General features: G+C 70.4%; 13 protein-coding genes. 6 read left to right on the forward strand and 7 right to left on the reverse strand.

Annotation, left to right across the window (positions count from 1 at the left end):
• Positions 1–2: 2 nt before the first annotated feature.
• Complete coding sequence (locus ABZ459_RS06135) at positions 3–1130, reverse strand: acyltransferase (RefSeq protein WP_357966497.1); 1128 nt, start codon at positions 1128–1130, stop codon at positions 3–5.
• Between the two features lie 142 nt (positions 1131–1272).
• Between ABZ459_RS06135 and ABZ459_RS06140 the strand changes: the two genes are divergently transcribed.
• The 3 genes from ABZ459_RS06140 to ABZ459_RS06150 are packed head-to-tail and all read left to right on the forward strand — an operon-like array spanning position 1273 to position 4283.
• Complete coding sequence (locus ABZ459_RS06140) at positions 1273–2151, forward strand: hypothetical protein (RefSeq protein WP_357966500.1); 879 nt, start codon at positions 1273–1275, stop codon at positions 2149–2151.
• Between the two features lie 9 nt (positions 2152–2160).
• Positions 2161–2892 (forward strand): hypothetical protein, encoded by a 732-nt coding sequence (locus ABZ459_RS06145; protein ID WP_357966502.1) that lies wholly within the window; start codon positions 2161–2163, stop codon positions 2890–2892.
• A gap of 2 nt (positions 2893–2894) precedes the next feature.
• Positions 2895–4283, forward strand: coding sequence for an O-antigen ligase family protein (locus ABZ459_RS06150; RefSeq protein WP_357966504.1), 1389 nt, complete (start codon positions 2895–2897; stop codon positions 4281–4283).
• On the opposite strand, the gene rfbC is transcribed toward ABZ459_RS06150, so the two are convergent.
• Together rfbC and ABZ459_RS06160 are read right to left on the reverse strand one after the other, a co-directional pair.
• Positions 4172–4720, reverse strand: a complete 549-nt coding sequence (gene rfbC, locus ABZ459_RS06155) for a dTDP-4-dehydrorhamnose 3,5-epimerase (protein ID WP_357966507.1) — start codon at positions 4718–4720, stop codon at positions 4172–4174. The two genes, ABZ459_RS06150 and rfbC, sit on opposite strands and share 112 nt — an antisense overlap.
• Before the next feature lie 70 nt (positions 4721–4790).
• The gene (locus tag ABZ459_RS06160; protein ID WP_357966510.1) at positions 4791–5714 is read right to left on the reverse strand and encodes a glycosyltransferase family 2 protein; all 924 of its coding nucleotides are present in this window, start codon (positions 5712–5714) and stop codon (positions 4791–4793) included.
• 106 nt (positions 5715–5820) lie between these two features.
• Between ABZ459_RS06160 and ABZ459_RS06165 the strand changes: the two genes are divergently transcribed.
• The 3 genes from ABZ459_RS06165 to ABZ459_RS06175 all read left to right on the forward strand — a co-directional run bounded on the left by ABZ459_RS06165 (position 5821) and on the right by ABZ459_RS06175 (position 9147).
• Positions 5821–6636: a 2OG-Fe(II) oxygenase gene (locus ABZ459_RS06165; protein WP_357966512.1), complete on the forward strand. Its 816-nt coding sequence runs from the start codon at positions 5821–5823 to the stop codon at positions 6634–6636.
• Positions 6633–7553, forward strand: a complete 921-nt coding sequence (locus ABZ459_RS06170) for a hypothetical protein (protein ID WP_357966514.1) — start codon at positions 6633–6635, stop codon at positions 7551–7553. The genes ABZ459_RS06165 and ABZ459_RS06170 overlap by 4 nt, the downstream gene beginning before the upstream one ends.
• Before the next feature lie 163 nt (positions 7554–7716).
• Positions 7717–9147, forward strand: a complete 1431-nt coding sequence (locus ABZ459_RS06175) for a hypothetical protein (protein ID WP_357966516.1) — start codon at positions 7717–7719, stop codon at positions 9145–9147.
• A gap of 45 nt (positions 9148–9192) precedes the next feature.
• On the opposite strand, the gene ABZ459_RS06180 is transcribed toward ABZ459_RS06175, so the two are convergent.
• The 4 genes from ABZ459_RS06180 to ABZ459_RS06195 form a co-directional block, all read right to left on the reverse strand.
• Positions 9193–9849 carry a class I SAM-dependent methyltransferase gene (locus ABZ459_RS06180; protein ID WP_357966519.1) on the reverse strand — a complete coding sequence of 219 codons (657 nt, stop codon included), beginning with the start codon at positions 9847–9849 and terminating at the stop codon, positions 9193–9195.
• A gap of 60 nt (positions 9850–9909) precedes the next feature.
• Positions 9910–10833 (reverse strand): NAD-dependent epimerase/dehydratase family protein, encoded by a 924-nt coding sequence (locus ABZ459_RS06185; protein WP_357966521.1) that lies wholly within the window; start codon positions 10831–10833, stop codon positions 9910–9912.
• A 62-nt stretch (positions 10834–10895) separates the two neighbouring features.
• Positions 10896–11942 (reverse strand): 2-oxoacid:ferredoxin oxidoreductase subunit beta, encoded by a 1047-nt coding sequence (locus ABZ459_RS06190; protein WP_357966524.1) that lies wholly within the window; start codon positions 11940–11942, stop codon positions 10896–10898.
• Positions 11935–13779 carry a 2-oxoacid:acceptor oxidoreductase subunit alpha gene (locus tag ABZ459_RS06195; RefSeq protein WP_357966526.1) on the reverse strand — a complete coding sequence of 615 codons (1845 nt, stop codon included), beginning with the start codon at positions 13777–13779 and terminating at the stop codon, positions 11935–11937. The genes ABZ459_RS06190 and ABZ459_RS06195 overlap by 8 nt, the downstream gene beginning before the upstream one ends.
• Between the last annotated feature and the right edge of the window lie 78 nt (positions 13780–13857).

Consider the following 13857-nt stretch of genomic DNA (forward strand, 5'->3'; position numbering starts at 1 on the left):
GGTCACCTGAACCGCGCCCGCGCGGCCTCGCGCAGGCTCCGCCAGCCTCTGTGCCGCTGGAAGGGCAGCTCGAAGACGGACGCGAACAACCACGCCACTCCCACGCTCGCCGGCACGGCCAGGGCGAGCGTGAGGAGGAAGGCCGGCATCCCCGGCGGCACGCGCGGAGCCACGACCAGCCGGTTGACCATGACGACCAGCGGCGCGTGGATCAGGTAGAGGCTGTAGGAGAACGAGCCGAGCCGCCGTACCGGACGGGTGTCGAGCAGCCGGACGAGCCAGGAGGGCCGGCCCGTGGCCACGCCCGCCAGCAGCAGACCGGCGGCGGGCCCGACGGCCAGGTCCACCCAGAAGAAGTGCCCGACCACCCACGCCGGACCGGCCACCACCACCAGCGCGAGCACCGGCAGCGCGGCCGCCGCGGCCAGCCAGTGCCAGGGCAGCCGCCCGGCACGCTCCGACGCCCGCACCACCCCGGCGCACACCGCGCCCACGGCGAACAGCGCGGCGAACTGCGGGGTCAGCCGCATCAGCAGCTCCACGGCCGGCACGTACGGCGCCAGCGCCCCCACGGCCACCACGACCAGCGTCACCGCGCCCAGCATCACCGCCGCGCCCCACCGGCGCAGCACCAGCAACATCAGCGGGAACACCAGGTAGAGCTGCGCCTCGACGGCGATCGACCACATGGCGCCGTTGGGGCTGGGGGAGCCGAAGACGTCCTGGAGCAGCAGGCCGTAGATGAGCACCGACTGCCCGGTGGGCACCTGCTGGCCGGGCTGCGGGATCACCGTCCACGCGATCACCAGGCTGAACAGCAGCGCCGCCCAGTACGGCGGCAGGATGCGCCAGGCCCGCCGGTTGAAGAACGTGGGGAGGCTGCCGAGCCGCCAGCCGGACCGGGCGGGCGAGACCGCGAGGGAGAACCCGGACAGCACGATGAACACCACGACCGCGAAGTGCCCGTAGAGCAGCCACCCCGTCCACCAGGGCGCGTCGTTGACCGGGAACCCGGGGAACGACAGCAGCCAGCAGTGGTGCAGGACCACGAACAGCGCGGCCAGCCCCCGTAACCCGTCGAGCCCGGCGAGCCTGCTCCGTGTCGCCGGACGCTCAATTGTCAGCCCCACCGAAAGCCCCCGTCGCCGTAGTCGTAGGTCTATCGCGGCGATCACGCCCGATGTAACCGATCTGGGGGGATGTAACGTCTGCCAGTGATTGGGCGATGGTCCGCTATAGGGCAAGTTCGCTGATGCGGGGGAACGTACCAAAATGGAGTTCTGGAAGGCGATCCTTGGTCTTCTCCGACGAATTCTGATAGGCCCGCCGCTGATCCTCCTGTCGATCCTGGTGGGCGGCGTGGTGTACGTCGTCCTTCCGGCCCACTACACGACCGACGTCTCCCTCGTCCTCGCGACCCCGGTGAACGGCGGCACGGTCAACAGCGACAAGACCAAGCAAGGGCTGACCAACCCCTTCCTCTCCTTCAACGACGCCCTCAAGACAGGGGCCAGCATCGTCATCCTCGCGATGAACACCCAGGACGTCTGGACCGAGCTCGGCGCCCCCAAGGACGGCCCGACCGAGATCACCATCGACGACGGGCGCACCAACCCCAACGTCCTGGACATCAACGGGCCCTACATCTACATCAGGGTGGACAGCGAGTCCCCGCGGCAGGCCACGACCGTGCTCATGGCGGCCCGCGAGCGCGTGGCGACCGAGCTGTTCAAGTGGCAGAAGACGCTCGGCGCGCCGCCGAACACCTTCATCACCTCCACCGACATCGTGCCGCCGTCCCAGCCTGAGGCCGACCACAGCGTGAACTGGCAGGGGGCGATCGGCGGCGCGCTGCTCACCCTGTTCCTGGGCCTCGGCATCGCCTACGGCGTGGTGGTCCGGCGTGAGCCCCGGCAGCGCCGCCGGCCCGAGCTCGCCGCCCCGGCCGCGCCCCCCGCCCCCGCCCCCGTTCCGATCCCGGTTCCGGTCGCGGCGCCCGAGCCGGTCGAGGCCCAGGCGAGCGAGCCCGCCGAGCTCCCGGTCCTCGACGAGGACAGCTCGGCCACCATGGAGTTCCCCGCCTACCGGGCCGGCCCGCTGTCGCCCGTCCCGGGGCCGAGGAAGGCGAACCAGGACGACGGCGAGAAGTGAGGGCCCGCCATGGACTTCTGGGCGACGGCGAAGATCCTGTTCAAGCGCTGGTACGTGACGGTCCCCGCGTTCCTGCTCACGGTCGTGACGGCCCTCGGCGTCTTCGCCGTCGCGCCCAAGACCTTCATCTCCAGCTCGGCGCTCGTCCTGACCCTGCCGGTGACCGGCGGCAGCGTGCCGAGCGACCCCAAGTTCCCCAACCCGCGCACCAACCCCCTGGTCTCCTTCGACCAGGGGCTCAGCATGACCTCCTCGATCCTCATCCAGGCGCTCAACACGCCCCAGACGGCCGCCGCGCTCGGCGCGCCCATCGGCGGCGACGTCACGCTCAAGATCACCAGCGGTGGCACCAACCCCGAGCTGATGCCCGCGACGCCGTTCATCGTGATCGTCTGTGAGGCGCCGAGCGCCGAGCTGGCCCACGGCATCGTCGTGAAGGTCACCGCCCTGGCCCAGAAGGAGCTGCGGGCCCGGCAGCAGCAGGTCAAGGCGCCGCCCACCACGTACGTGACCGCCACGGTCGTGGTGCCGCCGACCGCGCCCGACGAGAAGAAGGGCAGCCGCATGCGCAGCGCCGTCATCACCGGCGCGCTGGCGTTCTTCATGAGCCTGTTCGCCGCCTTCGCCGTCGAGAGCTTCGCCCGGCACCGCCGGTCACGCCGGGGGGCCGCGGGCGGTTCCGTGCGGTTCGAGCCCGCGCTCGCCAACGGCGCCAGGACACCGGCGGGACACGAAGGATGACCGTGACCACCCTGCCGCGGCGCGCCGACGGCGCCACCCTGGCCTGCCTGTTCGTGCTGTTCCTGCTGATCCTGCCGGCCCGCCTGGCGGTCGCCGGGCTGCCGCTCTCGCTCACCCCGGCCGAGATCATGGCCCTGTTCCTGGGCCTGGTGTGGGTGTGCGCCCAGATGGTCGGCACGACCGGCGTCGCCAAGGGCGGCAACCCCGTCCGCACCTCGATCTTCGTCTACGGCATGCTCCTGCTGGCCGTCTACGGCTACACGACCTACCGCTACCTGCCCTCCGACGAGCTCAACCTCGCCGACCACACGCTGGTGCTCTACCTGGGGTACGCGAGCCTGCTGCTGGTCATGTGCGACGGCATCGGCAACCGCGAGCGCCTCGACTTCGTGCTCAAGGCGGTCGTCATCGGCGGCACGTTCGCCGCGATCGTCGCGTTGCTGCAGTTCCGGCTGGACTTCGACCTCACCGAGTACATGCGCGTCCCCGGCCTGCGCCACTCCTCGGTCGAGGAGGTGCCGACCGTGATCTCCCGGTCCGACCTGCGCAGGGTCGCCGGCACGCTCGGCCACCCGATCGAGTTCGGCGCGCTGTCGGCGATGCTGCTGCCGCTGGCCGCCCACCTCGGCTTCCAAGCGCGCAGCCGGGGCCAGGCCGCGACCCGCTGGTGGATCTGCGCGGGCGTCATCGCGGCCGGCCTGATGTTCTCGGTCTCCAGGACGGCCGTGCTCGGCCTGGCCGGGGCCGGGCTGATCCTGCTGCTCGGCTGGTCCAACCGGCGGCGGATCGTCACCATCGGCGCGTTCGTGGTGTTCCTGGGCTTCATGAAGGTGCTGGCGCCGGGCCTGATCGGCACGTTCTACAACCTGTTCGCCGGCGCGGGCGAGGACAGCAGCGTCATCTACCGCACCCACGACTATCCCTTCGCGATGCGGGAGTTCGCCAAGAGCCCGGTCTTCGGCCGCGGCCTCGGCACCTGGTACCCCTTCAAGCACCAGGTGTTCGACAACCAGTACCTGCTGTCCCTGGTGGAGACCGGGGTGGTCGGCGTGCTGGGGTTCGTCGGCGTGATCGTGTGCGGGATCGTCGTCGCCCTGCGGGTGCGCCGCATGAGCACCGACCCGAACGTGCGCAACCTCGGCCTGACCATCGCCGCCTGCCTGGTGATTCCGCTGCTCGGCGCGGCCACCTTCGACCTGCTGTCCTTCCCCGGCATCACCAGCGTGCTGTTCCTGCTCGTCGGCGCGGCCGGGGCGCTGATGCGGTTCGAACGCCGCGATCAGGAGGCCAGGATGGTCCTGAGCTCCTTCCACGAGCCCGCCGACCTGTCGCGCTCGCTGATCGCGGTCACCGGCAACGGCCACGGCAGCGCGAGGTCGGGGTCGTCGTAGCGGACGGCCAGGTCCTCGGCCGGGTCGTGCTCCCTGTCGATGCGGTAGCAGACGTCGGCCTGCTCGGTCAGCGCCTGGTAGCCGTGCAGCACGCCCGGCGGCACGTACAGGTTGGCGAAGGTCACGTCGTCGAGCCGGACGGCGACGTGCGAGCCGAACGTCGGCGACCCCGGCCGCGCGTCCACCAGGACGTCCAGCACCGCGCCGCGGGCGGCGCGCACCAGCTTGGCCTCGCCGCGCCCCGACCGGCCGTGCATGCCCCTGACCGTGCCGAGCCGCGAGCGCGACTGGCTGTCCTGGACGAACGCCGCATGGTCCAGCCCCTGCTCGGCGGCGATCGCGGCGTCGAAGGTCCTGGTGAACAGGCCGCGGTCGTCGTGGCTCGGCGTCGGCACGAACAGCAGCGCGCCTTCGAGCCCCAGTCGCTCGACTCTCATGGTGTTCCTCTCCTGTGGAAGGGCCCGCGGCTGTGCAACGGCCCGCGGCTCCTGTGGAAGGGCCCGCGGCTCAGCCCGGCAGGGCCCGCAGCCGGCGGGACGGCCTGAGCAGCGCCACGACCGAGGCCCTGGCCGTACGCCGCCCGGCCGCCGCCCGCATCGCCTCGCCGAGCAGCACGGCCAGGTAGAAGCCCGCGGTCGCGACCCGGCCCCGGCGCCGCCGGAACAGCCGGACGCGGTTGACGGTGAGCAGCGCGGCCAGCATCGGGCTGGTCTTGGCCTCGCCGCCGATGTGCTCGACCACCGCGGCGGGCTCGTACCAGAGGGTCCAGCCGGCGTCCGCGGCGCGCAGCGCGTACTCGGTCTCCTCGCTGTAGAGCAGGAAGGACTCGTCCCAGGGGCCGAGCCGGGCCAGCGCCGTGGCCGAGACGAGCATGGCGGCGCCGGTGGCCCAGTCGGCCGGCCCGGGACGTTCGTAGCGGGCCGGATCGACGATCATCTCGCCCAGCGTGCCGATCCGGCCCGCCAGCCGGCCGCCGACCAGCGACTCGGCCAGCGCGCGGCGGACGGCGGGCGTGCGGCGCAGCGAGTGGTGCAGCACCCCCTCGGTGCTGACCAGCCGGGGGACCGCGATGCCGGTGCCCGGCCGGTCGAGGACCGCGGCCAGCACGGCCAGCGCGCCGGGGCGCAGGCGGCAGTCCGGGTTCAGGACGAGCACCGCGTCGAGGCCGTCCAGGTCGAGCGAGGCGACCCCGGCGTTGATCGCCGCGGCGTAACCCGCGTTCCGGCCCACCTGAAGAGGCCGTACGGGCAGACCGGCGGCCTGTTCGGCGATGCCGAGAGAGTCGTCCTTGGAGGCGTTGTCGGCCACGACGACGTCGGTGAGCCGGACTCCCTTCGCGCCCTCGGGCAGGGAGGCCAGGCAACCGCCGAGGACCGGCGCGCTGTTGTAGGTCACGATCACGATCGCGACTCGGGGAGGGCCGGGCGTCACATGTCGCCATCGGCGGCCGGGAATGGATCGTTACAGGTAACAGAAGGCACTGATGAGGCGATGAGGAGGTAGGGGCCGGGTGTCGTAGGAGACGGAGACACATTCCATGCAGGATCTGCAGGCTTTCACCTTCCGCCGGGACGAGCTGTTCCCGCTGGCGGACAAGTACTCCGAGCAGTTCCGTACCGCCTCGCCGTTCCGTCACGTGGTCATCGACGACTTCCTGCCGCCCGAGGTGCTGGAGCCCGTCCTCGACGAGTTCCCCGAGCCGCGCGACGCCACCTGGCAGCGGTTCGACAGCGCGCGCGAGGTGAAGCTGGCGCTGGCCGACACCGAACGCATGGGGCCGGCCACCCGGCGCCTGCTGGCCGAGTTCAACAGCGGCGTGTTCGTCGAGTTCCTGGAGCGGCTGACCGGCATCACGCAACTGGTCTCCGACCCGCACTTCGAGGGCGGCGGCCTGCACCAGATCCGGCCCGGCGGCTTTTTGAAGGTGCACGCCGACTTCAACCGCAGCCGCCGGCTCAACCTCGACCGCCGGCTCAACGGCCTGCTCTACCTCAACAAGGACTGGGAGGAGAGCTACGGCGGGCACCTGCAGCTGTGGAACCAGGACATGACCGAGTGCGAGGGCAAGATCCTCCCGGTCTTCAACCGGTTCGTGCTGTTCGCCACGACCGACGACGCCAACCACGGCCACCCCGACCCGCTCACCTGCCCGGAGGACCGGGCCCGCCGCTCGATGGCGCTCTACTACTACTCCAACGGCAGACCCGACGACGAGGTCACCGACGACCACACCACGCTGTTCAAGCAGCGGCCGGGCGAGGCGTGGAAGAGCAACCTGCGCCAGGTCGCCAAACGCTGGACGCCGCCCGCGCTGGCCGACCTCGTCGGCGGCCGGAGGACCAAGGGCGAGTGAGGTCGTACGTCCGAGGAGGCTGGTGCCTCCTCGCGGTCCTGCTCGTGCTGCTCAGCGGTTGCACCGGGTCCCCCGGCGGGCCCGAGGTCACCCGGTCGCCGGCCGTGGCCACGTCCAGGCCGGGCACACCTCCGCCGTCGAAGCCGGCCGAGCGGGGCTGGCCGGGCGCGCACAACACCGGCGTGCCCGAGGGGGTGGCGCTGCGCGAGTCGGGGTCGATCCGGGTGACCAAGGACGGCACGGTCATCGACGGCGTCGAGGTGACCGGCTACATCACGGTCGAGGCCGACGACGTGGTCATCCGCAACACGCGGGTGCGCGGCACGAAGGGCTGGTGGGGCATCCTCCAGCGCGAGGGACGCACCGGCCTGACGGTCGAGGACACCGAGATCTTCGGCAACGGCAAGGCGCGCACCCAGTTCGGCATTCTCAACCAGGGCAAGCTGATCACCATCCGCCGCGTGGACATCCACACGATCTCCAACGGCATCCTGACCCAGCAGGGCCTGGTCGAGGACTCCTACGTGCACGACCCGAAGTACTACTCCGGCGACCACACCGACATGATCATGTCCACCGGGCCGCCCGCTCCCGGCACCGAGCTGGTCATCCGGCGCAACACGGTGATCAACACCCTCGACCAGACCGGCGCCATCGCCCTCTTCCAGGACTTCGGCGTGGTCAAGGACGTGACGGTCGAGGGCAACCTGCTGGCCGGCGGCGGCTGGTCGCTGTACGCCGGGGCCGGGGTGAAGGGGAAGTCGTCCAACATCAAGGTGATCGGGAACGTCTTCAGCCGCCGCGTCTGGCCCAAGGGCGGAGCGGCGGGGCCGGTTTCATATTGGGATAAAGACGGGCCCGGAAACAGGTGGCACGGGAACACCTGGGAAAACGGCGGCACGGTACAGCCGGGATGACGCCTCTTTGTCGGATTTGCCGTGATAGATGAGAAACATGAGCTTGTTGTGAATTTGGAGGATAACGAGTTTATTTCGGTAAAAGGCACCACTTCTTCTTTCGGCATGGCTACTCTCTCCCCTTGGGGGACTCGGACTCGGCCACGATCGGAAGGAGTCGCCTGTGTCGCGGCATCGAAGAGGGAAGAGACGTACCGGCTGGTTATCCCTGGCCGGGGTCTCCGTGGTGGCGGTGCTGGCCGGCGGGTACGGCCTCGTCGTCTCCGACGTACTGGAGCCCCGGGCCGTCCTGACGGACGCGAGCGGGGCGAGCAGCGCGGCCTCGCCGCAGGCCGCCGCCGGCCGGCGAGCCCGGCCGCGTCCCACCACCCACAAGCCCCGGCCCACCAGGACCCGGAGCCAGGAGCCTTGGTGGTGGCCCAGGCGGCCCACGAGGAAGCCGACCGCGCGCCCGACGCGCCGTCCCACCCACCGGCCGACGCACCGCCCGACGCCGACCGGCACCCTGCCCGGCACCCCACCCGGGACACCCACGAAGTCACCCACGGCGACGCCCACGAGGACGCCCACGAGGACGCCCACGGCGACGCCCACGGCGACGCCCACGGTGACGCCCACGGTGAGCCCTCCCGCCACGCCGACCGTCACGGCCACCCACACCCCGACCGTGACCCCCACGGCCACCCGCACCCCGACGGCGACGCCCACCGGCGGCACCCCGACGGCGACCCCCACGCCCACCAGGACCCCGCCCCAGACCCCGCCCCAGACCCCCACCAAGACCCCCACCAAGACCCCCACCGCCACCCCGCCCCCCAGCGGTGGCTGGCCCGGCGCGGGCAACACCGGCGTCCCCGACGGCACCGACCTGGTCAAGAAGACCGGCTCGATCGTCATCAAGGAGGACGGCAAGGTCATCGACGGCTGGGACGTCACCGGTGACATCACCGTCGAGGCCGACAACGTGACCATCCGCAACACCCGCGTCCGCGGCCAGAGCGACTACTGGGGCATCCTGCAGCGCGAGGGCTTCTCCGGCCTGAAGGTCGAGGACAGCGAGATCTTCGGCAACGGCAAGGTGCGCACCCAGTTCGGCATACTCAACCAGGGCAAGATGATCACCATCCGCCGCGTGGACATCCACACGATCTCCAACGGCATCCTCACCGACCAGGGCCTGGTCGAGGACTCCTACGTGCACGACCCGAAGTACTACTCCGGCGACCACACCGACATGATCATGTCCACCGGCACCGCCGCTCCCGGCACCGAGCTGGTCATCAGGCACAACACGGTGATCAACACGCTCGACCAGACCGGCGCCATCGCCCTCTTCCAGGACTTCGGCGTCACCAGGAACGTCACCGTCCAGGGCAACTTCCTGGCCGGCGGCGGCTGGTCGCTGTACGCGGGCGCCGGCCGGAAGGGCCTGTCGTCCAACATCAAGGTGATCGACAACGTCTTCAGCCGCAAGGTCTGGCCCAAGGGCGGCTACGCCGGCCCGGTGTCGTACTGGGACGCGAACGGGCCGGGCAACGTCTGGAAGGGCAACTCCTGGGAGGGCGGCGGCGCGAGCATCATGGGCGCGGACTGACCCCGGCGAGCCAGGGCGGGCCGGCCGCGGACCGCGCTCCTGACGCTAGCTGCGGACCGCGATGACCGACTTCACCAGCCCGGCCAGCCGCTCGAAACGCAGCCGCGACTTGGGGAAGTAGTGCCGCATCTCGGTCACGCTCAGCAGCTCGACCTCCATGGCGATCATCCGGGCGGCGTCCCGGTCGGAGGTCGGCGTGTGGACGAGCGGCCAGCGGCGCAGGATCGTCGTCCGCGCGGCGAGCGGCAGGAACTGGAAGCCGGGGAACAGGAAGTGCGGCTCGACCGGGAAGTACCGGTAGGGCGTCTGCACCCAGTGGCGATCGGCCATCTCGTGCACGGTGTCGGCGAAGCGCTGGCGGCGCTGGTGGCCGCCGACATGCTCGATGACGGCGTTGGAGAAGACCAGGTCGTAGCGGGTGCCGCGGATCGCGGGCGGCAGGTCGCAGGCGTCGGCGACGTCGGCCCGCAGCCACGACGGCAGGTCGGCGGGCGGCTGTTCGAGGTTGACGATGTGCACGTGCGCGGGCCTGACCGGGGCGCGCATCCAGGCCCCGGCCGTGCCGCCGAGGTCGAGGACGCTCATCCGGTCGAGGTCGGGGAAGCGGGCGGCGAACCACTGCCACCTGCGTGCCCGCGCCTTGGCCCCCAGCGAGTCGGGAGCGTCCACGAAACGACTGCGCAGGGCGTTCAGGCGGCTCATAAAGGCAACTCCTCCGGCCGGAATAAGTAGCCCTATGCTCGCAGAATTTCGCCTGCCCGGCTAAGAGCGCGTTTCTTCGTGACATTCTTGGGATGCATACCAATTGACCGTCCGGCGCAACCCCTCGTCCAATTCCGTGGCAGGGCGCCAGCCGAGCCGGTCCGCCGCCGGGACGATGTCGGCGACCTGCGTGATGTCGTGCGGGCGGTCGGGCGCGGCGCCGAACTCGGGCCGCGTGCCCGTGCCCGTGATGCGGTAGAGCCGCTCGACGACCTCGTGGGCGGCGGTCCGTACGCCGGTGCCGACGTCGAGCGTGTGGCCGACCGCCTTGTCGGACTCGCCCGCCAGCACGAACGCGTCGACGACGTCGTCCACGTAGATCCAGTCGGCGAGCTTGGCGCCGCTGGTCAGCCGGGGACGTTCGCCGCGCAGCAGGCAGAGCGTCACGTACGGCACGAGCTTGGTGGTGTCGGGCTGGGCCGGGCCGTAGACCATGCTGGGACGCAGCACGGTGACGGGAAGGTCCCAGAGCCGGTGGTAGAGCCGCGCGTAGCCGGTGGCGGCCCACTTGGACATCGCGTACGCCGACGAGGGCGGCGCATGGTCGTTGCCCGGCCGCGGCTCCTCGATCGAGCCGGTGAACACGGTACGGACGCCGTGCTCGCGCGCGGCCGACAGCACGTTGACCGCGCCCACGACGTTGCTCTCCAGCGTGGCCCGGACGACCTCGTCGCCACGCGACCCGGTGACCTCGCCGGCGAGATGGAACAGCAGGTTCGGGCGTACCGACCGGAACAGCCGCGCGGTGTCGTCGGCGTCGTCGAGCCGGGCCTGGTGCCAGATCTCCCCGTGGCGGGCCCGCTGGGGCCGCCGGCTGACCGCGTGCACCTGGGCGCCGAGCACGCGTAAACGCGCGGCCAGGTGCGATCCGATGAACCCGGCCGCACCCGTCACCAGCACCACGGCCTCAGGCCAATGCGACATCGTGGATTGACCTCCGTGGAAGATGGAGCCGTCGGGCCCGACGGCTCCATCTAATACACGAACTAGCCGATGCGCCAGGTGTCTCCACCCATGAGCAGCTCGCTCAGGTCGCCGGGGCCCTTCTGCGCCACGGCCTCCTCCAGCTGGTCGGCCATGAGCACGTCGTAGGCCGGGCGGTCGACCTGGCGGAAGATGCCGATCGGCACGTGCTCGAAGGCCGGCTCGTCGAGCCTGCTGAGGGCGAAGGCCACCGACGGGTCGGGGTTGTGGGCGTCGTGCACGAGGATCTGCTCCTCGCTCACGCCGTCCCTGGCGACGACCTCGATGCCGCCGTTCGCGCCGCGCACGACGGCCTTGGACGCGCTCACGATCGGCTCGCCGTGCTCCAGGCGCAGCGTGATGTCGTCGCGGACCGCCGGGTCCTTGAGCTGCTCGAAGGCGTTGTCGTTGAAGATGTTGCAGTTCTGGTAGATCTCCACCAGCGACGTGCCGCGGTGGGCCGTGGCCTCGCGCAGCACCGACTGCAGGTGCTTGCGGTCGGAGTCGATCGTGCGGGCCACGAACGACGCCTCGGCGCCGATGGCCAGCGAGATCGGGTTGAACGGCTTGTCCAGCGAGCCCATGGGCGTCGACTTGGTGATCTTGCCGACCTCGGAGGTGGGCGAGTACTGGCCCTTGGTCAGACCGTAGATCCTGTTGTTGAACAGCAGGATGTTCAGGTTGACGTTGCGGCGCAGCGCGTGGATCAGGTGGTTGCCGCCGATCGACAACGCGTCGCCGTCACCGGTGATCACCCACACCGACAGGTCGGGCCGCGAGGCGGCCAGGCCGGTCGCGATCGCGGGCGCGCGGCCGTGGATCGAGTGGAAACCGTAGGTGTTGAGGTAGTACGGGAAGCGCGAGGAGCAGCCGATGCCGGAGACGAACACGATGTTCTCGCGCCGCAGCCCCAGCTCGGGCAGGAAGCTCTGCACGGCGGCCAGGATCGCGTAGTCACCGCAACCCGGGCACCAGCGCACCTCCTGGTCGGACTTGAAGTCCTTCAGCCCCTGCTTGACGTCCGTCTTGGGAACCAGGCTCAGGCCCTTCCCGTTCACCAGCTCAGTCACTGTCGATCACGTCCTGAATGACTCCGGCCAGCTCCTCGGCCTTGAACGGGAGCCCGCGCACGCGGTTGTAGCTGATCACGTCGACGAGGTAGCGGGCCCGCAGCAGCAGCGCGAGCTGGCCGAGGTTGATCTCGGGCAGCAGCACCTTGTCGTAGCTCTTGAGCACCTCGCCGGTGTTGGCCGGCAGCGGGTTGAGGTGGCGCAGGTGCGCCTGGGCGACCTTGCCGCCCTCGCGCCTGATGCGCCGCACAGCCGCCGCGATCGGCCCGTACGTCGAGCCCCAGCCGATGACCAGGACCTTGGCGTCGCCGTCGGGGTCGTCGACCTCGAGGTCGGGCACGTCGATCCCGGCGATCTTGGCGGCCCGGGTGCGGACCATCAGGTCGTGGTTGTCCGGGTCGTAGGAGATGTTGCCGGTGCCGTCGGCCTTCTCGATGCCGCCGATGCGGTGCTCGAGGCCGGGGGTGCCGGGGATGGCCCAGGGGCGGGCCAGCGTCTCGGTGTCACGCTTGAACGGCAGGAACTCGCCGCCCTCACCGTTGGGCTCGGTCGTGAATTCCTGTGAAATGTCGGGCAAGTCGGAAACTTCGGGCAGGCGCCACGGCTCCGAGCCGTTGGCCAGGTAGCCGTCCGAGAGCAACATGACCGGCGTGCGGTACTTGACCGCGATGCGGGCCGCCTCGACGGCGGCGTCGAAGCAGTCGCTCGGCGAGAGCGGCGCGACGATCGGCACCGGCGACTCGCCGTTGCGGCCGAACATGGCCATCAGCAGGTCGGTCTGCTCGGTCTTGGTCGGCATGCCCGTGCTGGGACCGGCGCGCTGGACGTCAACGATGATCAACGGCAGCTCGGTGGTGACCGCGAGGCCGACCGTCTCCGCCTTCAGCGCCACGCCGGGGCCGGAGGTGGTGGTCACGCCCAGCGCCCCGCCGAACGCGGCACCCAGCGCCGCCCCGACGCCCGCGATCTCGTCCTCCGCCTGGAAGGTGCGGATGCCGAACCGCTTGTGCTTGGACAACTCGTGCAGGATGTCGCTGGCCGGCGTGATCGGGTACGAGCCCAGGAACAGCGGCAGCTTCGACTGCACGCTGGCCGCGATCAGCCCGTAGGCCAGGGCCTGGTTCCCGGAGATGTTGCGATAGACGCCGGGAGCCAGCCTGGCCGGCTTGACCTCGTAGGAGACCGAGAACGACTCGGTCGTCTCGCCGTAGTTCCAGCCCGCCTGGAAGGCCGCGATGTTCGCCTTGGCGATGTCGGGCTTTTTAGCGAACTTCTGCTCCAGGAACGAGATCGTCTGCTCGGTCGGCCGGTGGTAGAGCCACGACAGCAGGCCGAGGGCGAACATGTTCTTGGCGCGCTCGGCGTCCTTCTTCGAGATCTCGAAGCCTTCGAGCGCCTTGACCGTCAGCGAGGTCAGCGGCACCGCGTGCACGCGCCACTCGCTCAGGGAGTCATCCTCCAGCGGGTTGGCCGCGTAGCCGACCTTCTGCAGGTTGCGCTTGGAGAACTCGTCGGTGTTGGCGATGATGTCGGCGCCGCGCGGCAGGTCGCCGAGGTTGGCCTTCAGCGCCGCCGGGTTCATGGCCACGAGCACGTTGGGCGCGTCGCCGGGCGTCAGGATGTCGTGGTCGGCGAAGTGGAGCTGGAAGCTCGACACGCCGGGCAGGGTTCCTGCGGGGGCGCGGATCTCGGCGGGGAAGTTGGGCAGCGTCGACAGGTCGTTGCCGAACTCCGCCGTCCCCGCGGTGAAGCGGTCGCCGGTGAGCTGCATGCCGTCGCCGGAGTCGCCGGCGAACCTGATGATCACGCGGTCGAGTTGCTGGACCTGCTTCGTCACAGCTCAGTCCTCCTCGACGCGCCAAGGCGCGGTTGCGTTGGGCGCGTTCTCTGTTTCCATGCTAGATCCTCGGAAGGT

This window comes from Nonomuraea sp. NPDC005692, from assembly GCF_040631115.1.
Classification (GTDB): domain Bacteria; phylum Actinomycetota; class Actinomycetes; order Streptosporangiales; family Streptosporangiaceae; genus Nonomuraea.

Coding starts and splice junctions, on each gene's coding strand:
- ABZ459_RS06145 (WP_357966502.1), top strand. CDS start 2,161: ATGGACTTCTGGGCGACGGCGAAGATCCTGTTCAAGCGCTGGTACGTG.
- ABZ459_RS06185 (WP_357966521.1), bottom strand. CDS start 10,833: ATGTCGCATTGGCCTGAGGCCGTGGTGCTGGTGACGGGTGCGGCCGGG.
- ABZ459_RS06140 (WP_357966500.1), top strand. CDS start 1,273: ATGGAGTTCTGGAAGGCGATCCTTGGTCTTCTCCGACGAATTCTGATA.
- rfbC (WP_357966507.1), bottom strand. CDS start 4,720: ATGAGAGTCGAGCGACTGGGGCTCGAAGGCGCGCTGCTGTTCGTGCCG.
- ABZ459_RS06165 (WP_357966512.1), top strand. CDS start 5,821: ATGCAGGATCTGCAGGCTTTCACCTTCCGCCGGGACGAGCTGTTCCCG.
- ABZ459_RS06180 (WP_357966519.1), bottom strand. CDS start 9,849: ATGAGCCGCCTGAACGCCCTGCGCAGTCGTTTCGTGGACGCTCCCGAC.